This is a genomic window from Flavihumibacter rivuli (genome assembly GCF_018595685.2).
GTDB lineage: Bacteria > Bacteroidota > Bacteroidia > Chitinophagales > Chitinophagaceae > Flavihumibacter > Flavihumibacter rivuli.
The window spans coordinates 148,316-173,556 of record NZ_CP092334.1 but is presented as its reverse complement, the minus strand read 5'-3'; the positions used below and the strand labels follow the sequence as shown (position 1 = coordinate 173,556).

Below are 25,241 nucleotides of genomic sequence, written 5' to 3'. Positions count from 1 at the left end.
AAACCCTATATTACATCGAAGGGCTTAACCTGTTTCTTGTATACAGGTAAGCCCTTTCTCCTTATATATTAGTGCCATTTTCACCCCAGTATTTGTAAATTCATCCCCATGCGTAGGATAAGCCAAATTATTCTCCTGGTACTGCATTGCCTGGTTGCCACCATTACCGTTGGACAATCGCCCACCCTCAACGTCCATCACCTTTCCACTGCGGAAGGTCTTGGGGATGGTGTGGTAAGGGCAATCGGGCAAGACGCCTATGGATTTATCTGGATCGGTACAGTAAGCGGACTAAGCAGGTTTGATGGCAGAAACATAAAACTATACCAAACGGGTGCTGGCAAACATAAGGAAGTCCCCTTTACCGTACCCAGGTGCATCACCAGTGACAGCTCGGGAAACCTATGGATAGGTTTCAATAAAGGCTTATACAGGTTCGATTATCCAACAGACCAGTTTCAGTTGGTACCGCAAACAGCCGACCTTGCAGTGACCAAGATTATTCCCCTGAATAGCACCCATGCCCTTATCCTGACATCGGCCGGTGTGAAACTGCTGGACCTGAAGTCCTTGGTAACCCGGGATTTCAAATTACCGAAAGGCATTAACCAAAGTTCAATAGACAATAATTACTTTAATGACCTGGGCATCTATAAGGACAAAGTTTACCTTACGACCAGGGATGGTTTCTATGAATATTCACTAAATAGGATTGGGGCTCCCCCTACCACTATTCAACTTGCCTTTCCCCCTCCCTATAGAAAATTGGCGATCAGTAAGAATGGTACATTCTGGATCTCCCATGGAAGGATAGGTGCCAGGATCATGTATTTCCAATACCCGGAATACACTGCAACAAAGGAGTTCAACGCCCTCGAAACCAATGACGATGAAGCCGTCAATAACAATATCATGGGTTTACTGGTGGATGCCCAAGGAAAACTCTGGGCAACATCCAACTCCAGGGGAATAACCAGCTTTGACCCCAGTACGGGCACGACAAGGATATTTTATAACCAACCCGGACAGTTCCGCTCACTTGGTGTATTTCATGCCAATGAAATATTCCAGGACAAGAATGGTTTCATCTGGCTGGGCACAGAAGGTTATGGAGTGGATTATTTCCATCCGGACAACAACCTTTTCCAGATCATCAATCCTAATACTGAGCTAGGATTCAAGGTCACCACTCCTTGGGCCAGGATGTCTTGTGAAGACCGCAATGGCAATATTTGGATGACCTGGGCAGGAGGACTGACCGTTTTCTCCAAGGATAGGAAGTATATAGAAACGTATGAGAACCTGCCGACTGAAGCCAAGCAACTTCATAACAATTCAGTAAGGTCAATCATAGCCGACAAGGAAGGTAATATCTGGATTGGAACCTCCAGGGGGGTGAATTGCAAGGTGCCCGGAAGTTCAAAACTCAAGTTCTTTTTCGCCAAAGACTCCCTCCCCGAAGCTTTTTATTGGTCCATCATGCAAGACGGGAAAGATACGATCTGGTTTGGGGCAGATGTCGGATTATTCTACCGGGTACCGTCAACAAAAAAGATTTATAGCATCAGGTCGCACCCCATACTTAAAGACCATATTAAAGGAGGTGTACGAACTTTATACGAGGATAGCAAAGGAAGGAAATGGTTCGGGCTGAACGGCCAGGGACTTCTCCTATACGATCCGGTCAATGGCAGGATAAAAAAATGGGAAAGAACCGAAAAGGACAATTCGGGACTTTTAGGCAATGTAATAACCGCCATCAGGGAGGATAAGAAAGGAATAATCTGGATGAGTTCATTTGTTGGCCTCGTTGCCTATGACCCTGCCAAGGATCGCTTCAGCCAATTTTCGAGGGAAAACGGTTTACCATCGATCAAAACATCAGGCTTGCTGGTTGACGACCAAGACCGCCTCTGGGTGGGCACGACCGCTGGCTTAGCCATACTGGACAGCAACCGCCAAAACTTTTCAATATTTGACCTTTCCGATGGCTTACCTACAATGGAGTTTAGTGACATGCCGGCAACCGCATTGAAAAGCGGCGAATTCATTTTCCCTACCATCAATGGCTTCATCCTTTTTAACCCAAACAACTATTCCTCAAAGGTCAAATCCTATACCACCTATCTGTCATCCATCAAAGTATTCAACCAGCCTTTCTCATCAAGCACCAATGTGGAATCACTAAAGAGCATTTACCTGAAGCCTGACCAAAACTTCTTCAGCTTGCAACTTGTCGCCCTGAATTACAATAATCCACAGCAAACCTGGTACGCGTATAAACTCGATGGACTGGAAGCGAACTGGGTGATCACAAAAGCCAATGACATCAATTACACTAACGTACCTGGTGGCACTTACACTTTCAGGTATAAGGCAAGCAGTGACCCTAATAATTGGAACGTACCCGAAAAACAACTTCAAATAAAAATAGGCACTGTCTTCTATAAGACATTAGCCTTCCTTATACTTTGCATGGTCCTAATCGCCGGTCTGATTTATGCCTGGTACCTTTACCGGCTGAAGGAGCAAAGAAATATTTATGCCTTAAAGGCCAAAGCCCAAAACCTTGAAAAAGAAAAAACTGTGGTGATGTACGAAAGCCTGAAGCAACAACTAAACCCTCATTTTCTCTTCAATTCCCTTTCCTCGCTGGGCAGCCTCATACGCACAGACCAGGCAATGGCCCAGACCTTCCTGGAGAACCTCAGCAAAACCTATCGCTATCTGCTCCAAAGCCGGGACCACGACCTGATCTCACTGGAAGAAGAAGTGAAATTCGCGCAGTCCTATACCAAGTTGATCCAGACAAGATTCGGCGAAGGCCTGGTCATTAATTACAATGTCGACAAACAGCATTTGTCTAAAAACATCGTACCGGTAACCTTACAAAACCTGATAGACAATGTGATCAAGCACAATATTATTGACATAGATTCCCCACTGGTGGTTGATATTTTTACCGAGAACAACTACCTTGTCATCAGGAATAACCTTCAAAAGAAAAACTTTGTGGAGACCAGCAACAAGCAAGGCCTGAACAACCTTCAGTCACTCTATCGTTACCTGACCAATGACAAAATAATAATTGATGAATCTAACGGGTATTTTACCATTAAAATCCCCTTGATATGAAAGCAGTAATTATTGAGGACGAGCACCTGATTGCCCAGGAATTAAAGTACAAGATAGCCAGCGTAGCTCCTGATGTCCAGGTTGAGGAAATACTTCCCAGCCTGAAGACAGCGAGGAAATGGTTCATGCAAAACGCCGAACCGGACCTTATGTTCATGGATGTACAACTGAGTGACGGGGTAAGTTTCGACCTGTTTGAAGAGTTCAACTTCAAATGCCCGGTGATCTTTACAACTGCCTATAATGAATATGCCATAAAGGCTTTCAAGACCAACGGCATCGATTACCTCCTTAAACCTATAGCAGAAGAGGAATTAAAAATTGCTATCGAAAAGGGAAGAATGTTCATTGGCGCAGGGAAGAACCAGCCCATTGACCTGAACGCAATCATTCTCCAGATCGCGGGAAAAGGTGTTACAGGCACCAGCCAATATAAGGAAAGGATAATCGTGAATATCCGCAATAACTGGATCCCCATCAACACTTCAGAGATCGCCTATTTTATGCGTGACAACCTGAACTACCTGCACACTTTCAAAGGGGATAAATACATTGTAGACTTCCAATCACTGGATGAAGTAGAGGAGATCATAGATCCCTCAAAATTTTTCAGGGCCAACAGGCAGTTCATTATCAATATTGACGCCATTGAAAAAGTACAACCTAACGACAATCAAAAACTTACTGTATTCCTGAAGGCCCCTTCAAAATTACAGGTGGATATCAGCAGGGAAAAAGCTCCAGCCTTCAAGAAATGGCTGGACAATTAACCTTTCTGCAGCAGGATTAAAGGCCACTGCTATCCTTTTTCTGGGGTACAATCTTATAGTCCTCAGGACCGATTCCTTTAATGCCGGCAGGTTTCTTCCGTATTCTTGAACTATCGGGAATCCTGCCAGGGTTAAGGGGCGCTTCTTTTACATCACCCTGTTGGATCTCCGGCTTTTTGGAGTCATCAACATTACCAGGCAAAACAGGCTCAGTAGACAGAGCTTCCTGGGAATCACCCGAAACCTGAAGCGAGGAATCTGGGGTTGCTACACTGTCCGACCTACCCGGCGCTACCGGGAGGGAAGGGTTGACCGTTGGCCCGGGATTCCCAGTCGGCGCAGTAGTCCCTGGTGCATCTTTTACCCCCGGGGAAACCGCTTTATTTTCCGGGGCAACCGGCTTATCCAACTGTTCCTGCGGATTCACCCAGGGCGAGAACAAATCAGCCTTCCTGTAATTCAACCAATATATCAAAATAATGGCCCCTATTGCCAACAATCCTAATCTTCCCAAAGATGACAGACCGCCTGAACCACTTATGGGACCTGAAGGCCCATTGTCCGGTAACGTATCATCAGTAGGCATTTCGTCATCCAACTGCTTCTCAATCCTTGCCCAGATGGCATCAGCCATTTCAGGCAAAGGAGGCAGCTGTTCCAGCTTCTCTGCTATCAATTGTTCGTATGGCAGGGCCTGACTCATTTTTCAATTAATATTTATTCATTATCTCGTTTTGAAGAAATTTTCTTGCTTCGCTTAAATGCCATTTAGAGGTTCCCTCACTTATCTTCAGCTCCTCAGCGATCTCGCGGTGGTTATACCCTTCTACAGCATACATGATAAAAACAGCGTGCGTGGCAGGAGGGAGTTTTTGGATCATAGTCATCAATTCCTTGGCGCTTAACTGGGCTATCGCTGCATTGTCAACATTTGGGGCGGCTGCCGTTTCCATTTCCAGTTCGATCTCCTCGCCGAACTTACTCCTACCCTTGATATGGTCCAGGCCTTCATTGATAACAATTCTCTTCAGCCATGACTTGAAACTACCCTTGGAAGGATCGAACGACTTTATACTCTTAAAGACCTTGACAAAAGCCTGGCTCAATATATCTGCAGCATCCAGATCGTCACGGGAATACCGCTGTGCCACCACCATGGCAAATGAATAATATTGCCGGTATAACAATTCCTGGGCTTTACGGTTATTGGCCGCACAACCATCGATCAGAATTTGTATGTCAGCATGCTCTTTCAATCCCGCTGTTCATTTAAGCTATTGATATCCTGTTTTCTTTTTAACATGAGTGCTGAAGCCACTGAAGCCGCCACTATCCTATAGGTGGGGTCCATATCATTGAGCAGCCATACCTGTTCACCTATAATATCCACTACGGCAACTACCCCATTATCCACTTTCAACTCATAGCCGGTAAACATTGGCCCGCCTAACACTTTTACATCCTTCCCTTTGGGGTTCTCATAACTGCTAATCCTAAGCGGATGGATAGTGAAGGTTACATCCCCATTTGATGCATAGCCATGCTCCTCAACATATGGACGATCAAAAAGCCCTTTGGCAGTATCAGCCTTCGCGTCATAACGGTTAACCAATACCAGTTGCCATGGCTCCCTCACCTGTCCGGACAACAACATGATGGCTGCTGAAAAAGAGTATTGATAATTCTTTGTCTGGGCAACATCACCAATAACAGGAAGACCAGACTTATATACCAACTGTTTCTCATTGAATTTCTCCATGGCAAATACCGCGGTCTCCTGCTTGCCGTCACCCAGGGTAAACTGGAACTTATTGCTCTCGTTCAGGGTCTTGTTGTCGGTTTGAATATTGAAGATCTTTACCAACTGGTCCTGCCAACGGAAACTGATACGGCTTGCCTGCATGGAAGAACTGAAATCCCAGCCCCGCTTAACGTTGGAGCTTGCATATTCCCCAAAACTGATCTTCTGGTTGATCATCATCCCCTGCAGCCCCTTCACCTTCATGGCTGTCGCTTGAGAACTGAACTGTTGCGGTACAGCAACCTTAACAGTTGTGCAGGCGAACAGGCCGAACACTAACCCAATACCTATTATCAAAAATTGAATTCTCATAAAAGACTTATTACAAATTAAAGGTTTTATTGCTTGAATTGGAATCCAAACTGCAGCACCAGGGAAAAGTTCCTGGCACCGCAGCTTGGATTTCCTTAATAAGTGAACACCGTTTTGGTCTTATAGAGGAACTGACCGGTAGCTGGTGATTTATAATAACGGATAAGGGTAACCGGATAACCATCTGCATCGTAAGTATATTCTGTTTTATACTCTACTGCGCTGGGGATATTTCCACCATATCCTTTATTCATGTCAACCTTGTTATTCCTGGATGCATTGGAGAGGTAAATATCCTCAAAAAGCACGTTGTGGAATGGGTTGATGCTGTTGTCATAGGAATAGGTACCACCTTCTGTACTTCCGGTTGAAGACTGAGCCCTGTCAGCAATTTTATTACCATTACTGAAGGTCATCTGGTAGGCCATGGTATTGCCGTTATCGAAAAGGTAGCTGATGTCAATCACCTGTCCTTCTGATGAAACGCTATAATCAACAGCAGCCGTGATTTCCGTATCATAGGTTTTGTTCATCATATTGGACAGCTTTCCATTGGCGTCATAGAAGTAGTTGGTGTAACCCACTTTTACATTATTCGCATCCAGTAAGTCAACATGATCCAGTTTACCATCCTGGTAAAAACCCTTCCTGATAAAGGTAAGCTGTAATTCTTCGCTCTGGGGCTTCTTTTGGAAATAGGTAGTCTGGCTCAGTTTGCCGTTGGCCTGGTAAGTATAAACGGTTCTGGCGTTAGGCTTGTAGGTTCCCATGATCTCTGTAAAATCTTCCATCAGTTTCAAACGCTTCATTGCCTTCTCCCCTCCCAGTACGATCGTATCTCCTGATTTGAATTTACCACTTTCCAACACTTCTTCATCACGCACATTCCATTGGCTGTACACCAATTGGTACTTTGAATAGGCAAGGGTAAGACTGATCTTATTAGCGCCAGGCACCAACTGGATACGCTGGTCTTCCACAACATTTCCTTTTGAGTCGAAACCGATCAGCCTCAATTCGCCGGGAATATTATCATACAGTACATCACCTACTTTGATTGCACCTTTAATGAACACTTCAGCCTGCTGAACCTGGAAACCATCCCTGTCATAACCAAAGGAAAAAGGAAGGTCTTGCCCGGTAATTGGCGTTACCTCGGCTGCAGCAACTACCGGAGCCTTTTCAATGGCAAGGTTTACGGGAAGGTCGATCGCTGTGATGGCAGCTTTCTCGGAGCCTGTCATAGCAGCTGCCGCCTTGGGCTGGCCATCCCTTGATTGTACTACCAGCCTGGTCAACTTATATGTTCCGGGCGCCAGTTCGAAATTGCTGGTCTGGAGCTTTCCTTCCTTCATCAGCAGTCCCAGCTTCTGGCCTTTGGCAATAAGCCTACCAGCATTATCCTGGAGGTCAATGATTGCCTCCACGGAATTAATATCAAGGTTGAGGGAGCCTTCCAGTTGGAGGGCAATTGAGGTCTTGTCACCTCCTGGCTTACCGCCTTCGCCGGGAAGGACAACATCATCTTTTTTGTCACATGCGGTTAAGGATAAGGCGATGGCTACTGCAAACGACACCATCTTTGTTACAAACTGTTTCATTTTTCCTGTTTTGAATTTTCTTAGAAATGCTTTACACCTATCTATACCCCCGGACAGGAAAAAACCGTTGGGTCATTTTTGGCTCATTAAGAATATTTTAACAAAAAAAGCAGAAGGGAAAAATTTAGAAAACTGATAATCAATTGATTAATAAAAAATAAAACCTCAGGCCCTTACTGTTTCTACGGTATGCAACTCCTTTAATTTGTAGAGTACCTCTTCGAGCCGGTTGACCGGGACACCGATGGTAAACAGGCAAAACAGTTGGATGTCCTGTTGAATGATGGAGCAGTTGAATTGCTTAATGATCATCATCACTTCGTTCATGCTGGTATAATCGAACTGAACGCGATAGATGACTTCAATGGGCTTCTGAACAAAGGGAACGGTTTGCAGGGCCAATACAGCCGTGGTCTTATAAGCATTGATTAATCCCGGGACTCCTAGCAGGGTTCCGCCAAAGTACCTGACCACCACTACCCCGACGTTCGTGAGTTCCTTACTGTCGATCTGGCCCAGGATAGGCTTTCCGGCTGAACCTGAAGGCTCCCCATCGTCATTGACGCGGAAGTTATTTCCATCCAGTCCAAGCCGATAGGCAAAGCAGTGATGGTTGGCCTTGGGATGCTCCTTCTTGATTTCATTAAGCCGCTCCTTGAATGATTCAACTGAATGGATAGGAAACGCAAAGCCAAGGAATTTGGAGCCCCTGTCACGGAACTCGGCTGTGCCCATCTTTTCTATTGTAGTATAAAAGGTCTTTGCTTCCATATTTCCTGCCTATGAAAACCGCCAACTGTAGCGAATTCCGGGTGTGCAAAGGTAGGGGCTGCAGCCTAAACATGCAGTGGAATCAGTTATCCGCCTGATTTTTATGAAGAAATACCTGGATTTGGTCTTTCATCAATACTTGTTCCGAGAACAATTGGGCTTCTGGTGTGAGTCTTGGTCCCGGATACCCACCGGGCAAGACCAATCCCAGGTTGGTGATCACCCTGGCCTCATCCCATAACCCGGCATCGAGGAAGGATTGCAATAGGATAGTACCCCCTTCCACCAGTATGGACTGGATACCCCGCTGGTATTGGTCTGCCAAAATCTGTCCAATTATTCCTGAACCCGGCTGGAGCAGCACCCTTTCCCCGTAGGCAGGAAGGGCATTCTCCTGCTCATGGTAAACGATGGTTGGCGCCTCCCCGGAAAATATGGCAAAAGATTCCTTGACCGCCAGTTTTTTGTCAAGTAGTATCCTGACGGGATGCTTTCCCTTCCAATGCCTGACCGTGAGGGATGGATTGTCGGCCTGCACCGTATTACTGGCCACCATTATGGCCGATTCTTCGGCCCTCCACCTATGGACCAGACGGTTGGTTAGTTCATTACTGATATTCACCCGGGTCTTTCCAGGACCGGCAATACAGCCATCCCTGGATTGCGCCCATTTCAGGATAATATAAGGCCGCTTCTTCTGGTGGAAGGTGAAAAACCTGGCATTGGCTGCGATGCATTCGCGCTCTAAAAACCCTGCTATCACCTCTAAGCCGGCAGCCTTCAGTTTTTCGATCCCCTTCCCATTCACCGCTTCAAAAGGGTCGCGGCATCCTACAACCACCCTTGGTATCTGCTCGCGGATAACCAGGTCTGCACAAGGCGGGGTTTTCCCAAAATGCGCGCAAGGTTCAAGGGAAACATACAATGTACTTGAAGGAATAAGATGCCTATCCTCCGGCAATACAGCATTCAGGCAGTTTACCTCCGCATGGGCCTTGCCATACTCACGGTGATAGCCTTCCCCTATGATCCGTCCTTCATGAACAAGGACGGCGCCTACGATAGGGTTAGGCGCAACCAACCCTTCTCCCAGCTTGGCAAGTTGAAGGCAGCGCCACATAAAACTATTGTGAGTTCCTGTCATTGGTCAGCAAATATACCATCTGTAAGAAAAACAACCGGTAGCCTGTCAAGAACTTGCTTTTAGGATCCAGGTCTTCACCAATTGGGTAAAAATGAAATACCCTGCAACCACCGCAACCATGTATCCCCAATAGGCAAAAGGCAAGGAAACAAAACCCAGGAAAGCAGCAAGTGGTGAATGGATCAACCAAATTCCAACAACTATAATAATGAGTGTGGAGAGGATCAGGGGCCAACTCGCCCGACTCTGCACAAAGGGTATCTTATCCGTACGAATCACATGTATGATGAGGGACTGCGTAATAAGAGACTCGATAAACCAACCAGTATGGAACAATTCAGGATTCCTTCCTGCATTGAAAACATGCATCAGGATGAAAAAGGTAATGTAATCAAACAACGAACTGATGGGGCCAAAATAAAAAATAAACCTGCCAATAGCATGTAGCGACCACTTCCTTGGTTCTGTTAGCCAATCCTGGTCAACATCATCGGTCGGAATGGCGGCTTGCGAAAAATCATAAAGGAGATTATTGGTCAATACCTGGATGGGAAGCATGGGCAGGAAAGGCAGGAAAACACTGGCCCCTACCACACTCAGCATATTGCCAAAGTTTGAACTGGCTGCCATCTTAATATACTTTACGATATTACCGAACACCCGTCTGCCTTCCAAAACCCCCTGTTGAAGCACCAACAGGTTATTCTCCAGCAGGATGATATCGGAGGATTCCTTGGCAATATCTACCGCCCCATCCACCGAGATCCCCACATCAGCAGCTTTCAAGGCCGGCGCATCGTTGATCCCATCACCCATAAATCCAGTAACATGCCCATTTCTTTGCAATGCTTTAATAATCCTTTCCTTATGCATTGGAACCAACTTCGCGAAAATATTGGTACGCTCTACACATTCATCCAGTTGGGTATCCGTCATCGCCTCAATATCAGCACCCAGTACCAGGCCCTGAACAGATATCCCTACCCGGGAACAGATATAGGTAGTAACCAATTCATTATCACCCGTCAACACCTTTACGTTCACTTTCAACTTCGACAGTTGTTCAAGCCCCTCCCTTGCTGTTTGTTTAGGCGGATCAAGAAAGGAGAGAAACCCCAGCAATACCAGTCCGGACTCTTCCACAGCCTTATAGACAGGTTCATCCGTTGCCCCAGGCATTTTTTTGTAGGCTATGGCGACCACCCTGAATCCTTCTTCACTAAGGGCCTTCATAAGGGTATCACTTTGTTGTTTTAAGTCAGGTGACAACGCTTTGACCTCCCCTTCTACTTCAACAAAGGAACAAATCGACAGCACTCCCTCTACTGCACCTTTACAAATAAGCCAATTGAGCCCACTTGTATCTTCCACGATTACCGACATTCTTTTACGCACAAAATCAAAGGGAATCTCATCAATCTTCCTGAATTGATTATTCGCCCCGAGGTGGAGCTCCAACTCACCATGCTCCAGCACCGCATCATCCATCAGGTTTCTCATTCCCGTTTGGTAAAAGCTGTTGAGGTAGCCAAAACTCAAGACCTTCTCACTTGGCCTTCCCATCAGGTCAACATGCTTTTCAAGAATGATCCTTCCTTCAGTTATGGTTCCCGTTTTATCAGTACACAACACATCCATTGCCCCAATATTCTGGATCGCATTCAACCGCTTAACGATCACCTTTTTCTTTGCCATCTGAAGGGCACCTTTTGAAAGGTTTACCGTTACGATCATTGGCAACATTTCAGGCGTTAATCCTACCGCAACAGCCAGCGCAAACAAAAATGCTTCCACCCAATTATGTTTCCCCAGACCATTGATAAAAAATACCAAAGGCACTAAAACCAATATGAGCCGGATCATCAACCAGGTAAAACCATTGACCCCCTTGTCAAACGCGGAATCCTCTCCACGTTCAGTAACCCTTTCCGCCAAACCACCAAGGAAGGTATCCTTTCCGGTGGCCAATACCAATGCATGACCAGTACCACTCACCACGTTTGTACCCATAAAACACGCATCCTCCCTTTCCAGAATCGTTACATCCTTTTTCACTTCTCCAATTTTCCTTTCCACTGGCATGGATTCACCTGTAAGGGTTGACTGGCTAATGAAAAGGTCCTTTGCTGATAACAATTTCAAGTCAGCTGGAACCATATCTCCTGCAGCCAGTTTCACAATATCACCTGGCACAAGGCGATCAATTGGAACTTCCGATTCTTTTCCTTTCCTGATCACAGTTGCATGCGTGCGTACCAGGGATTTTAACGATTCCGCAGCGTTAGTGGCCCTTGATTCCTGTATATAACGCAATACCACACCGAGCACCACCATCACCATTATAACAATTGCTGCCCTTTTATCACCTGTCAGGAGTGACACAATTGCCAGAATAAGTAACAATATGACAAGGGGATTCTTTACATTCTGAAAAAAACGCCTTAACGGTCCAGGAGGCTGTTCACTTGCTACCACGTTAGGGCCATAAAAGGTTAACCGTTTTTCAGCCTCTTCAATAGAAAGTCCATCTTCACTGGTGTGGTATGATTGCATTAACTCCACTGGTGAAGCCCCAAACAATTCCTGGGAAGGAATAGCTCCAGGATCGGGGTAGTCCATAACTATAAAGTTAACAAATATCACTAAGCATTCCCAACCTGCTTTTCTTCACTGACCAGGAAACAGGCTACATTACCTGAGATTCCCCCAAAGCCGAATCAACGGGACTTTAGCCTATTTTTGCTGCATAAATCACATGTATTGAGCGTATCTGTTTTCCTGATCACTCCCCCTTTCACCCAGTTGAATACCCCTTATCCGGCAACAGCCTACCTCAAGGGTTTTCTCAACACGAAGGGCATCAGCGCGTTCCAGGCCGATTTTGGCATTGAAGTGACCATTAGGATCTTTTGCAAAAAAGGCCTCACTGAGTTGTTCAATACGATTGGGCCTGGCCATGCCGACCATTCAGAAAATGCCCGTCGGATGATCACACTCAGGGATAACTATATCCAAACCATAGATGATGTGATCGGGTTCCTGCAGGGCAGGAATCCAACACTGGCGCACCTGATCAGTAAAAGGGATTTCCTTCCAGAAGCAAGCAGGTTTGAACAACTGGATGACCTGGTTTGGGCATTTGGCAATATGGGGACCCAGGATAAAGCCAAGCACCTGGCAACCATGTACCTGGAAGACCTTTCCGACCTCATTAAGGAATGCGTGGACGAACACTTTGGCTTTAGCAGATATGCAGAGAAACTGGGCAGGTCAGCCAATAGTTTTGATGAATTGTATGAGAGCCTGCAACAGGAATACACCTATATAGACACTATCCTGATCAGTTTGCTCAGGGAGCGAATGGAAAGCGTTCAACCCCGGCTGGTGGCCCTTTCCGTTCCCTTCCCGGGAAACCTTTACACTTCCCTCCGCTGCGGGCAATGGATAAAAAAGAACTATCCTGAAGTTAAAGTGGCCATGGGCGGGGGATTTGCCAATACGGAACTCAGGTCATTATCTGATCCAAGGGTGTTTGAGTTTTATGATTTCATCACCCTTGATGATGGAGAAGCTCCATTGGAAAACCTGGTTGCCCATGTTGAAGGACGCCTGGCCGAATCTGAACTGAAGCGAACCTTCCTCCTGAAAGATGGAGAGGTGAGGTATATCAATAACCAGGCATGTGCCGATTATAAACAGGGACAGGTCGGCACTCCGGACTATAGCGACTTCCTGCTTGACCAATATATAAATGCTATCGAGATTATCAATCCTATGCACAGCCTTTGGAGCGACGGCAGGTGGAACAAACTGACCATGGCGCATGGTTGCTACTGGGGCAAGTGTACATTCTGCGATATCTCCCTCGACTATATTCGGTTGTACGAACCAGTTACTGCTTCCCTGATCTGCGACAGGATGGAAGAACTGATCGCCCAGACCGGGCAGAATGGTTTCCATTTCGTAGATGAAGCCGCACCACCTGCACTGATGAGGGCATTGGCATTGGAGATACTCCGACGGAAACTGGTGGTCAGTTGGTGGACCAATATCAGGTTCGAAAAAAGTTTCACCAGGGATCTTTGCCTGTTACTGAAAGCATCCGGTTGTATCGGTGTATCAGGTGGACTGGAAGTTGCCTCCGACAGGCTGCTGGCCCTGATCAAAAAAGGTATAACTGTTGCCCAGGTCGCTAAAGTCAACCGCAACTTTACCGAAGCAGGCATTATGGTTCACGCTTACCTTATGTACGGGTTCCCTACCCAAACAGCACAGGAGACCATCGACTCACTGGAAATGGTGCGTCAAATGTTTGAAGCCGGCATCTTGCAATCCGCATTCTGGCACCAGTTTACCATGACGGCGCATAGCCCTGTTGGCCTTGAACCGGAAAAGTTCAAGGTAAAAAGGGTTTCGGAACTGGCAGGAAGCTTTGCCAATAATGACCTAGAACACATTGACCCTACTGGTGCAGTGCATGAATCATTCGGTTATGGATTGAAGAAGTCCTTACTGAATTACATGCATGGCGCCTGCCTTGACTTCCCATTACAGAAATGGTTCGATTTCAAGGTTCCCAAAACCAGCATAGCGCCTGACCATATCAGGAAAGCCCTGGAGGAAGAAGAATATTCTGGCATCAACCCTAACTCAAAGATCGTTTTCATCGGTAACTTACCGGACCTCCAAATGGTCACGAAATCCAAGAAGGGTCAGCAGTGGGAGATGGCCGAGATCAGCTTCCAGAATAAAAGGGGCACACATACCATTCGCTTACAAGAAGAAGAAGGAAAATGGTTGACGAAGGTCTTACCGTCACTTTCTGTGGACAGGCCAAAGCAATGGACATTGCAGGAAGTAAAAGCGGATTATGAAGCAAGTGGACTCGATGACTTTGAATTATTCTGGGACAACAAGCCCATGAATACTTTATTTAAGGCAGGTTTGTTGCGATTGTAAAAGCTGGGATCATCAACATCTAAGTATTACCAATAACGATCAATCCCGGGTCAGAAGACCCGGGATTGATCGTAAAAAAGCAAACCAATTTTATTTTATTACTTTCCATAAAGCTTCTGGGCAGCAGGCTCATATTTATCCCCTTTGATCCAGACAGGGGTCTTGGGATCATTGGCGATCTTTCGGCAGGCCAGTACGTAAGCCCTGAAAAATTTGGTCAGGTAGTCATAATTCAGGTTATCAGGATTGTCCGTAACCTGGTGGTAATACTTCAGCACTTCTTCATTAAAGGAAGTAAAGCCCAGGGAGAAGGTCGGGGCCGGCACCCCTTTCCTGGCAAAATGCACGTTGTCAGAACGATCGAATAAGCCTTGCTCAGGTGCCGGGTCATCGATCGCCTGCAGGCCAAACTCTTTTGCCGCTGAATGGATATGATCCTTTGCTGTTGTCCTGCCGAGTCCAACAACACTTATCTTGGTTGTATCATTATAGGATGCATTATCACTATTGAAGCAATACACCATTTGCTTCAAAGGCAGGACAGGATGCTCAACATACCACTTGCTACCCAACAGGCCTTTTTCCTCAGCAGTAAAGAAAATGAACAACGCTGATCGCTTGGTTGGATACCTGGCAATATTCTCCGCAGCGCTAAGAACGGTTACCGAACCTATGGCATTATCCCTGGCTCCATTGTAAATAGAATCGCCATCAGCATTGGGCTTTCCTACCCCAACATGGTCATAATGCGCAGAATAGATGACAAATTCATTCTTCAGTACCGGGTCAGTTCCTTCAACCATGCCAATAACATTCCTGGAATACAGGGTAGAAACATTCACCCCTTCCACCTGCATGCTACCCTTAAGTGCTTTCTGGCCTTCACTGGCTTTGGCTTGATTACCATCAGCATCCAGCACCCAACAATGCGGGAACAGGCTGGACTGTTGTGATTCATTCTTAAGTGCTAGTTTGTCTTCGTTGAAATAGTGAGCCAACTGCGACCACAAATTCTCGGATGCGGTATACCATTCCACCAAACCAACCGCACCATATTGACTGGCCAGTTTACGCTTTTCAACTCCCGCCATGATAGCAGCATTTGGATCGGTCTTGCCTTCCATCCCGGCCTTTGTCAATACCAGTTTTCCCTTAACATCGGCTGCTTTAAAATCTGCCTCTGTCCCATAGTTAAGGAAAACTACAGGACCATCATAGTTGATATTGGCCGCCTCCACAGTGACGATCTTATCAGTACTAAACTGCTCAAGGGAAAAGGATCTCCGCGTAGCCGCACTGGTCTTCACAAACGGCACTTCCTGGTAATAACCACCTCCCAATCCGGGAACAGGCTTTACACTATAACGACGAAGTGTATTGGCCAGGTAGGCAGCCGCAATATCAATTTCGGGCTTTCCGGTTTCACGCCCCCTTAACTCATCAGACGCCAGGAAATACACATGCCCTTCAATATTAGCTTTTGAAACAGTTGACCTGACCTTTTCAGTTTCAGTCTGGGCTTGACTGACAAGACAGGTAGCAGCGGCTACTGCCACTAGGATTATTCTTTTCATAACAAGTTTTATACCGATAAAAAATACAAATAATTTATCTGACTCAGTTGATTACTCTTCAAATTAAACCACTCTGCCCTTACGACTGTTAATCACGATAAGTTGACCAGCCTTAAAGGAAACAAGCCAATTTACCTTATCTTCTATAATCTAAAAATTCACCCATGCAACTCGGTCAAGACTTCCACTATCAAACACTTCAACTGAAAGACGATTATGAAGGCGCCGTTACGGCAACATTGATCGCTGCAAAAGCAAACAGGGGTAGCCGAAGGTCCATACTGTATGTACATGGGTTTATCGACTATTTTTTCCATCCCCATCTGGCAGAAGCATTCCTTAACAGTGACATAGACTTTTATGCACTTGAGCTGCGGAAATACGGCCATTCCCTCCTCTCCCACCAACACCCCAACTATTGCAGGGATATGAAGGAATATTTTGAAGAACTGGACCTCGCCATCCAAACTATAAGAACTCAAGGTAAGGCAAGCAGCATATTACTTTTAGGCCATAGCACGGGGGGCTTGCTTACCAGTTATTACATGAACAAGGGGAGGGAACGCGATTCCATAGAAGCTTTGATCCTCAATTCCCCCTTCCTGGCATTCAATGAACCATTCCTCGCCAGACAGATGATCCCCCTGGTCGCAGGACTCATATCTTCTATCTCCCCTTTCGCGAAAAAAGACAATGCACTCTCACCTGTTTATGCCCAGTCTGTTCATAAGGATCATTATGGCGAATGGGATTTCAACCTGGAATGGAAACCTATAGAAGGTTTCCCTGCCTATTTTGCATGGGCAAGGGCCGTAGCCAAGTCCCAGTCCTTTTTACAAAAACATTCGGCAATCGGTCAACCCATCCTGCTGATGCATTCCAGCAACTCCTTTAAACCCAAAACCTTCACCCCGGAGACATTAAAAGCGGACACAGTCCTGAACAAGGACGACATAGCCAGGATAGGCAAGAAATTGGGCAATAATGTTGACACAATTGAAATAAAGGACGGCATGCATGACCTCTTTCTTTCACCGGCACCAGTCCGGACGGCAGCCATAGAAAAAATGATAGACTGGATCAATAGATTTCCCATCACCGGCAAGCAGGATGCTTAGCATGAACCAGGGGCCTGTCAGTGCAACTCAATGGTTTCTACCTCAGGTATATCAAGCAGGGTAAGTTCTATATTCTTCGCAATCGCTTTTGAGCGAAACTCCTGGAATACCTCAAGGATATCATGGTCAATATAAACGCTTTTAGTACCATTGATCTCCACCACAGCATGGGGCGGTAACCGGTCTAACATTTCCATTATCCGCTTCTTGTTCAGGAAACTCACGTTAAGGGCCAGCACTATTTCGTAGTGAGGCCTGCCCTCCTGCATAGTTTCCTTTATTGTGAACCCTGCCCTGTAGGTATGCTTGATGATAAAATAGATAGCAAAACCAATTCCGATCAACACCCCTATCAGTAGGTCAGTGAATAGGATGGCAATCACCGTTACCAGGAAAGGCAGGAATTGCTCCCTTCCCTGCCGGTATACCCCTTTAACCATCGAAGGTTTGACCAGGTTGAAGCCCGTCCGCATGAGGATCACTGCTAAAACCGCATAGGGTATAAAGTTCAGTAAGGGTATCGCAACTATTATGGCGAGCAACAGCCAAATTCCATGGGTCATAGCAGAAGCCCTCGTCCTTGCGCCCGCTTCTGCATTTGCTGAGCTACGAACAATTACCGCGGTAATGGGCAATCCCCCCAACATACCACTTATGCAATTTCCCACCCCCTGGGCTACCAATTCCCTGTTCTGTGGAGTTATACGATTATACGGATCAAGTTTATCAATGGCTTCAATACTCAATAGGGTTTCAAGACTAGCCACTAGCCCAATAACGATCGCATTACGCCAAATCCCGGGATTGCTGAACAACAGCGACATGGAAGGAATACGGACTTGAGAGAATACATCGGCTGGAATACTAATGTACTGTTCCGGCGAAAGGGATAAGCGTTGCACCCACCTGTTAAAGAATAAGGCTACCAACGCGCCAAACAAGACCACAACGAAGGATGAAGGAAGAAAAGGGAGTTGCGGACCAACATATTTATTCCAGGTACTAATAAGCAAAAGCGACAACAAACCGATCAGGATCACCCCTGCAGAAACACTATTGGTAAGGCTTTCTAACGACTGGAACCCATGGCTCAACGTAAGGATATTGAAGAACTCGTTCCGCCAGAAATCGGGTTTATCATAACCAAGGAACAATGGAAATTGCTTGGAGATCAGGATTACCCCAATGGCTGCAAGCATCCCCTTGATCACAGCCGATGGAATGAAATGTGTGAATCCACCTAGCCTGAATAACCCTAACCCCACCTGGATTAAGCCGGCGACTGCTACTGAAAGAAAAAAATGCTCAAGCGACCCCATGCTGGCAATAGCGGTGGCGCAAATAGCGGTAAGTCCGGCTGCTGGCCCACTCACACTCAAAGGGGAACGACTAAAAAAGGTTACCACCAATCCTCCGATAACGCCAGAGATCAAGCCGGAATAAACGGGAGCATTGGATGCAAGGGCGACCCCCAGGCATAGGGGCAGGGCTACAAAGAATACTGTTATGCTTGCCTTAAGGTCAAACTTAAGGAAGGAAAGCAAATGGTACTTTGCTTTTCGCTTCGAAATAATCATCATTGGCCGGTTTTTGAAGGGTAGCAAAGCGGCGCACAGTTACGAAAGATGATCCCAATTTACATTTTTTGATACAATAAGCCTAACAACCTTCCTTCAACTATTGATTCAACTTCTGACCATTCTCATCCCTTCCTTATCGCATATACCAACTCGTCATGGTAGATGCCATTCTTATAAAAGGTCCGTTCAAATTTTCCCTCGAGTACAAAACCAGCCTTCTCCAAAACCTTTTGGGAAGCCTTATTCACCCCAAAGGGACGGGCGAAGATCCGGTCAATGGGAAGGTTTTGGAAACCATATTCCACCATCTGCACCACAGCCCTGGTAACGATCCCCTTACCCCAAAACGGTTCCCCCAACCAATATCCCAGCTCCGCATTCTTCCGCATGATATCCGCTTGGGGATGTAAACCAATCCCTCCTACTGCTTCACCGTTAATGTCTATAGCGAAAATGCAAACAGGGTTCTCATTCATAACATGATTGATAAATGCAACTGCATTTTCCTCGAGATATGGATGCGGAAACCTGTCCGCCATATTCCGGGCGATCTTTTCATTATTGCCATACTTCACCAGGCTCTTCACATCCCCCGGGTTGAAGGGTCTTAATGTAAACTCCATGTTTCCCAATTAGCATTTCATTGAATCAATGATCATAGCTGATCACTCTTGTTACCTTCCAACCATTATTGCCTTTCTTCCAGATCATGATATTCTTGAATGTCCCGCAATCCATTTTACCTCCTTCACGATGGCAAAACCGATGCTGGGAAGTGGCAACTGCCCCATAATTATTGATGGGATAAACCTCCATCGTTCCAACAACCAGGTCCCGGCGCAATCCTGTATGCTGGTTATTCCTGAATAAGGCACTAAACCCCTCTTTTGTCTGGCGATAATCAGACAATCCGCCTTTATCATGAAAGAACTCCAGGCCTTCATCAAAATATGCCATCAGTCCATCCAGGTCATGGGCATTGAATGCAGCAAACATCAGGCTATCAGCCCGAGTGATTTCTGCATACAATTCAGGATCCACCGGAGTATACTTAGATGTTATTGTCCCCTGCGAATAACCACTAAGGACAGCCGTTATTAAAATGAGCAACATAATGACTAGGCGCTTAATTCTATCCATAAGGATCATTTCCCCTCAAGGTAGGGATTAATAACAAACAGCTTTTACCAGTAATGGAAAAGTCCAAAACAACAATAGCCGGACCAATGCCCGGCTATCGCTATTTCCTATTTTGAAAAACTCAATACAAATAGACCGCTTCAAACCGGGCCAACGGCGCCATACGCGCCTTATTCAGGCTCATCTTATCGCCATTGAGGCTAAAATTATCTGCCGATTCCAGGACTTTTTTGAATGCATCTTCAATGGTCATATCGGGACAGGCCATCATGGTACTGGCCATCTTACCAAAACTGATGCGATTGCCTTCTTTTATTTCATATGTCCCCATGATATTGTTGCATCCCCCGTTGCCATTTACCTTATTACCTTCTGCTTTCAGGATGATAAAAGGTTCCCGGCGCATCTGCTCATTTTTGACAACAGGCTTGCCGTTTATTTCCACCAGCTTCCAGTACTTTTCTGTTATGCCGGGTTGAACCTTTGATAAAACATATTTACTGGCCAGCTCACCGGTGATCTTGTTTCCATCCATATCCAGCTGGATAAGTGCATTCTCCCCCACCTGGAAAGTACCGGGGTTCTCCCCTTCCAATATCACTTTACCGCCCTCCTTATTCCAGCTGAATTTCCCGGTTTTTGAAACAATATCTGTTGATTTGCCCTTGTAACGGCGCTGAATGGAATAGGTATTGTCCTTATTCAACATGACCACGGTCTCCAGGCCCTCACAATCGGCGCAAGGCAAAACACCTGTATAAACACCATCCCAATCAAGAGATGTCTGGCTATTATCGCCTGCCGGTTTGTTAGTTCCGGTGTTTTCGGGAGGCTTACAAGCGGAATAGAAGGCCAATACAGCAATGCTGGTAATGAGCGATGAAAGCAATTTCATAGTAAAATTTTAATGGTTTGGTTTAATGGAATGGCATAAAATGGTTTGATCAAGGCTCCCCTGTGCTGCCAGGTGAAGCGCCTGAAAAAGCAAACATATTAATTTTTTATTTAATCAATATTCGCCCACAAAAAAAACCCGCATTTCTGCGGGTTTTTGGATTGAGTGAAAAAAGATTCATCCTATTTTTTCCTGAGCACCACTTTAGATTGGGAGAAATTATGTGCCGCCTCCAACACCTCCAGCAACATAGGCCACTGGGAAACAGAAACGTGTTTCATCTTATACACCTTCCTTACTTCCAGTACCAGGTTATTCCCTTCAATTTTGGCAGTGCTGGCAAATGCCGCATATTCATTACTAACAGATTTGTTCAAACTTTCAAGTCCTGCGGGCGTGTACCCATCAGGGATCACAAAAATGATATTCCATTGCAAAGTTCGCGGGAAGCCAACATCCACGGGGAGGGACCTTTGCACTTCCTCAGATTTGATCTTTGACTGCCCCCCTACCAGCAATGGTAAAGCCAGCACAAGGTCTTCACCGGCATTAGAGGTCATATCGCCCAACACAAACTGCTCAAAATACTTTAGGTTTCTTTTCTTGTAGTTTCTTCCATCCTGGATAACCTTAAAACTATTGTATTTCTCGATGGTTACCCCATACTGTTGTTCAGTATACGCCTTCATCATTTTAGGCTTTTCCTCCTTCCATTCCTTTTTTTGGATCTCCAACTCTTCCCTTGCTTTTTCCTCTTCAGAGGCAGACATCCCCTCAAATAAGCCCAAACCATCGTAGTTGCGGTAATCGGTTTCAATAAAAGGGGTCAGGGAGAGAATATCATCTATAACCTCATCCTTGGCAACTCCCTTAACTTCTGTTCCCCTTTCCACATTAAGGTTAACTTTAGTAGCTGCATCAAGGGTGGCCTTTATGGAAACTGATAAGGCATTCAGGCTGGAATCTCCAAGAGGTAAGATTTCCGTGGTTGCGTTACCCTTTGGATTTGAATAATTAAACTTCACCGCATTGTTTCCTGCGAGGTAAACAGGAACTTCGAAGGGGTTGGTATGCTCACCAGGATTCACAAAGTAGTTATTCTTACACCTCACCAACCACTCCAACTCCTGTCGAAATGCAACCTGCCCAATCGTTGTGCGGAAATTAGAAGCTGACACCACGATCTCATGATCGATCTTCTTTAATGCCAGCAAACCAGAGAATATCTTGGCAAACTCAAAGCTTGAAAAGTTTTCAAACATGGTACGCGCCCTGATATAATAGTAAGCCTTGACCATGTAATCATCATCACTTGAATTGGTCACTCCGTTCTTCTTTAACTTCTTGTAAAAGTACTTGACCCATGCAGTAACCTCATCCTCATTAATGGACATGTCATCACTTGTTTTCAGCTCTTCATTAGAGAACCAATAATGCCTCACTTTGGTCCCAAACTCCTCGCTGGACATGTCTTTCTGCATATCAGGCTTATCCTTAAACCAAACAAAATCCGTATTGCCCTTACGTGCGTAAACCACCTGGAATTTAATGGAGGGCTGCTCAAGCAGATCATTCACATACCTTACATCCGGTTTCCTGTCCCTATCACCGTCTTCCCATCGGTATAAACGCTTACCATTTGCATTTACCTCCTTGAATTCAGGGGCACCTTTTGCACTCCTGTACCCGATGAAATACTTATCATCCTCTGCCGCAACCTCAATGATTTGTTTCTTTACTGGCACCTCTTTATTACATACATAGTATACAGGATTGAACTCCTTGTATTTGGGATTCTGGGAATATTGCTGGGTATTGATATTCCTGAATTCATAATCAATAATATCGCCTTCCTCTAAATCAGGGATAGCCACCTTGAAGAAATTAGGTCGGTAACCGGCACTGATCCTCTTGTCAGAATAACTCCTGAAAAGGTCTGGCACTGAACGGGGGTCTTCAACCTTAACAGCATCTTTCAGGTCAACCGGCACCTCAGTGCCATTTTTCTTGATAACCCTTGCAGCAAAAGCATCACCCTCAACAGCCAGTCGGAAATACAACACAGAAAACTGCTCTAATGCAAACTTATCCTTGAGCAATATCTTCCGGCGTTCAGACTCTTCTACAATGACCTTTGTTTCATTGTACATATTAGCAGCCACTACTGTGAACCCCATGGAAGGAATGGCAAATAACAACCCAAAGATATTTCGGCCAACCCGCTTACCGACACTTACACCCTTCTTATCAAAAACAAAATTTGTTTTCTGGCAAAGTATTACGGCACTTTCTTCATTCCATTTGGATGACACGGAGCCAACCTCGAAATCCTTATCGCTGCTGAGCAGCAAGGGGGAACGATCGGAAGCTTCTTTTAACAATTGTAATTCCTTCTTGTCAATTCGTTGCTGCGCTGCAATTGGCAAAGCAAAGGTTATGGCCACTGCAAAGGCCAGGCATTTCATTTTCATCTGGATAAGATTGATCAGGGAATTTGAACAGTAATGTTGTTTCTATTGAATGATTTGATCTGGTTAACAAAGGACTTCCAACCAGCAAAGTCTGCATTGTGAATAACTGGAGAATTTAACTTCATCACCTTTTTCAAGGTAACCGTATTGCCATTCACGGTATAGCTGCCCTCCATCTCATTGCCCAGATAACTCGCGTTAAAAGCAGCTGGTAATGATTTCACCATTGCCCCCTTAGGCAGCTCCAGCACAACCTCATCGGCGGTAAGGAAAACATCGTTGATATTGATCGGATTTATCCGCTCTTCATCCGGTATGAACCTGGTTATGGACCCAGGGAAAAAGTCAATACCAACATAATACTGGTCGTTGACCTTAGTGATTTGATTACTCAATACCACATCTCCCTCGATCACAATGGGGATATCACGGTTCTTGAAATCCGAAGTTTTGACATTGGCGACCTCCGTATTTCGGTTGCTTAGTTTCACCACTTCATTCATAAATTCCTTTCTCCTGTTGACCGGTATGCTATTGTAATAATAATGGAAGAGGTTTCGGGAAGCACCATCATAGGTCATAGTCACATGGCCTACTATTTTATCACCCTGTAGTTTCAAACGAACTTTAGTGCTCATCTGATTATCTGACATGGAAGCCGCAGGCACATCCTCAACCTTATACTGGTCACCAAACTCAACCAATACACTCTTTCCCTGGATGCGATAGGCATTGGTCCCAAATGAAGCATATTTCTCCGTTCCATCAATGAAGTAGGGCTTACCCTTGTAATACAATACAGAAATAGCATGGTTATCCACACACATTGACTGTACTTCACGCCGGTCATACGGAATATCCCTGGTGCCTACCCAGGCAAAATGGGCTTCGTAACCAGCCAGTTTAAGCATTTCAGTTACCAGGTTTGCCATTCCCTTACAATCACCATACTTGTTCTTGAATACATCCTGCACGGTATGCGGTATGAAACCTGAATAACCTTCTTCAAATGCTATGTAACGGATATTGTCCTGAACCCAATAATAAATGGATTTTATCTTTTCTTCGTCGGTTTTCTTCCCGGCTGTAAGTTGTTGCACCTGGTCTTTCAGCACTTCAGGTTTGTTCTCTGCTTTCTTATAAAGGAAATTATACCAGCTGTACATATCATCGAGGGACCTGAATCCATTGTACTTCTTCTGGTCAACTGTATACCCCCTTACGGTGAGGATCAGGTGTGGAAGGAAATAAGGCCTGGCAAGCGATGACGGCTCCTGCTTATAGCCAACAAGATTCTCAGCTGTATACGTGTATACAGTATAGTTCTTTTCCTTCTTCACCTCTTTTTTGATCTTGAACCCTTTGAAGTTCTTTTCAGCTATATCCAATTCCAGCCAAGCAGGAACTTTAAGGCTGATCGAATTCTTTAATACTGGAATACCCTGATGAAAGAATACCCTGGTGAAATATTTAGCGTCAGTATATTGGTACTTATACTTGAACCTGCTTCGCTGGCCGGCTTCACTGGCTTCAAACCCATACACCATCCCATAACTATCGTCAAGGAATATTTCATCATCAGTCAGGGAAACACGTGCGGGCGGATATCTCTGGCTCCTGAACTTATCCTTGTAAAAGATCTCAAAATCATAGTCCATCACTTTAACAAACTGGTTGTACTCCAGCATATATCCAACAAAGGACTTGTCTTGTATAGAGGCCATCTCTACAACACCTTTCTCTTCGGCAGTAACAATAGGGATACCCTGGATACCTTTGCCTGTTCCAAAATCCACTTCCTTTTGGATGGAATAGGCACCATACCTGGCTTTCTTGTTTAATTTCTTAAGGGAGCTGGAATAATTAAGACCTTCTTCATCTGAATTCTGGTACTGGGAGAAAACTTTTCCGGTAAATAAGATAAGGTTAAGTATACTAATGAATAGTACTCTCATAAAAAGTGCTAGTTA

18 protein-coding genes are annotated in these 25,241 nt (G+C 45.4%); 4 read left to right on the top strand and 14 right to left on the bottom strand.

The annotated features are described in order from the left end of the window. The first annotated feature begins 108 nt into the window (after window positions 1–108). Together KJS94_RS00735 and KJS94_RS00730 are read left to right on the top strand one after the other, a co-directional pair. A complete protein-coding gene (locus KJS94_RS00735; RefSeq protein WP_214446845.1) occupies window positions 109–3,135 on the top strand; it encodes a ligand-binding sensor domain-containing protein in 3,027 nt (1,008 codons plus the stop codon). After that, complete coding sequence (locus KJS94_RS00730) at window positions 3,132–3,905, top strand: LytR/AlgR family response regulator transcription factor (RefSeq protein ID WP_214446844.1); 774 nt, start codon at window positions 3,132–3,134, stop codon at window positions 3,903–3,905. The genes KJS94_RS00735 and KJS94_RS00730 overlap by 4 nt, the downstream gene beginning before the upstream one ends. A 16-nt stretch (window positions 3,906–3,921) precedes the next feature. Here the strand turns inward: KJS94_RS00730 and KJS94_RS00725 are convergent, their stop codons facing one another. From KJS94_RS00725 to mgtA, 7 genes are all read right to left on the bottom strand, one after another. Then, entirely contained in the window at window positions 3,922–4,608 is a 687-nt protein-coding gene (locus KJS94_RS00725) for a hypothetical protein (RefSeq protein ID WP_214446843.1), read from the bottom strand. Between the two features lie 7 nt (window positions 4,609–4,615). After that, window positions 4,616–5,161, bottom strand: coding sequence for an RNA polymerase sigma factor (locus tag KJS94_RS00720; protein WP_239804236.1), 546 nt, complete (start codon window positions 5,159–5,161; stop codon window positions 4,616–4,618). After that, window positions 5,158–6,018 carry a hypothetical protein gene (locus tag KJS94_RS00715; protein WP_214446842.1) on the bottom strand — a complete coding sequence of 287 codons (861 nt, stop codon included), beginning with the start codon at window positions 6,016–6,018 and terminating at the stop codon, window positions 5,158–5,160. The genes KJS94_RS00720 and KJS94_RS00715 overlap by 4 nt, the downstream gene beginning before the upstream one ends. Window positions 6,019–6,113: 95 nt before the next feature. After that, on the bottom strand, window positions 6,114–7,619 hold the full coding sequence (locus KJS94_RS00710) for a hypothetical protein (protein ID WP_214446841.1): 1,506 nt from the start codon (window positions 7,617–7,619) through the stop codon (window positions 6,114–6,116). 165 nt (window positions 7,620–7,784) lie between these two features. Further along, the gene (locus KJS94_RS00705) at window positions 7,785–8,390 is read right to left on the bottom strand and encodes an IMPACT family protein (protein WP_214446840.1); all 606 of its coding nucleotides are present in this window, start codon (window positions 8,388–8,390) and stop codon (window positions 7,785–7,787) included. Between the two features lie 82 nt (window positions 8,391–8,472). Next, a complete protein-coding gene (gene ribD / locus KJS94_RS00700; protein WP_239804235.1) occupies window positions 8,473–9,534 on the bottom strand; it encodes a bifunctional diaminohydroxyphosphoribosylaminopyrimidine deaminase/5-amino-6-(5-phosphoribosylamino)uracil reductase RibD in 1,062 nt (353 codons plus the stop codon). 45 nt (window positions 9,535–9,579) lie between these two features. Beyond that, window positions 9,580–12,153, bottom strand: coding sequence for a magnesium-translocating P-type ATPase (gene mgtA / locus KJS94_RS00695; protein ID WP_214446839.1), 2,574 nt, complete (start codon window positions 12,151–12,153; stop codon window positions 9,580–9,582). A gap of 141 nt (window positions 12,154–12,294) precedes the next feature. Here mgtA and KJS94_RS00690 point away from each other — a divergent pair, with 141 nt between their 5' ends. After that, window positions 12,295–14,493, top strand: a complete 2,199-nt coding sequence (locus tag KJS94_RS00690) for a B12-binding domain-containing radical SAM protein (RefSeq protein WP_214446838.1) — start codon at window positions 12,295–12,297, stop codon at window positions 14,491–14,493. A gap of 98 nt (window positions 14,494–14,591) precedes the next feature. On the opposite strand, the gene KJS94_RS00685 is transcribed toward KJS94_RS00690, so the two are convergent. Then, window positions 14,592–16,067, bottom strand: a complete 1,476-nt coding sequence (locus tag KJS94_RS00685; RefSeq protein WP_214446837.1) for a M28 family peptidase — start codon at window positions 16,065–16,067, stop codon at window positions 14,592–14,594. A 164-nt stretch (window positions 16,068–16,231) separates the two neighbouring features. Between KJS94_RS00685 and KJS94_RS00680 the strand changes: the two genes are divergently transcribed. Continuing rightward, complete coding sequence (locus tag KJS94_RS00680; protein ID WP_214446836.1) at window positions 16,232–17,185, top strand: alpha/beta hydrolase; 954 nt, start codon at window positions 16,232–16,234, stop codon at window positions 17,183–17,185. 17 nt (window positions 17,186–17,202) lie between these two features. Here KJS94_RS00680 and KJS94_RS00675 read toward each other — a convergent pair whose 3' ends face one another. From KJS94_RS00675 to KJS94_RS00650, 6 genes are all read right to left on the bottom strand, one after another. Next, a complete protein-coding gene (locus KJS94_RS00675; RefSeq protein WP_214446835.1) occupies window positions 17,203–18,765 on the bottom strand; it encodes a SulP family inorganic anion transporter in 1,563 nt (520 codons plus the stop codon). A 122-nt stretch (window positions 18,766–18,887) separates the two neighbouring features. Beyond that, the gene (locus KJS94_RS00670) at window positions 18,888–19,388 is read right to left on the bottom strand and encodes a GNAT family N-acetyltransferase (RefSeq protein WP_214446834.1); all 501 of its coding nucleotides are present in this window, start codon (window positions 19,386–19,388) and stop codon (window positions 18,888–18,890) included. Between the two features lie 25 nt (window positions 19,389–19,413). Beyond that, entirely contained in the window at window positions 19,414–19,878 is a 465-nt protein-coding gene (locus KJS94_RS00665; protein ID WP_214446833.1) for a nuclear transport factor 2 family protein, read from the bottom strand. 148 nt (window positions 19,879–20,026) lie between these two features. After that, on the bottom strand, window positions 20,027–20,800 hold the full coding sequence (locus tag KJS94_RS00660; protein ID WP_214446832.1) for an META domain-containing protein: 774 nt from the start codon (window positions 20,798–20,800) through the stop codon (window positions 20,027–20,029). Between the two features lie 182 nt (window positions 20,801–20,982). Beyond that, the gene (locus KJS94_RS00655; RefSeq protein WP_214446831.1) at window positions 20,983–23,271 is read right to left on the bottom strand and encodes a DUF3858 domain-containing protein; all 2,289 of its coding nucleotides are present in this window, start codon (window positions 23,269–23,271) and stop codon (window positions 20,983–20,985) included. A gap of 14 nt (window positions 23,272–23,285) precedes the next feature. Then, window positions 23,286–25,226 carry a transglutaminase-like domain-containing protein gene (locus KJS94_RS00650; protein WP_214446830.1) on the bottom strand — a complete coding sequence of 647 codons (1,941 nt, stop codon included), beginning with the start codon at window positions 25,224–25,226 and terminating at the stop codon, window positions 23,286–23,288. Between the last annotated feature and the right edge of the window lie 15 nt (window positions 25,227–25,241).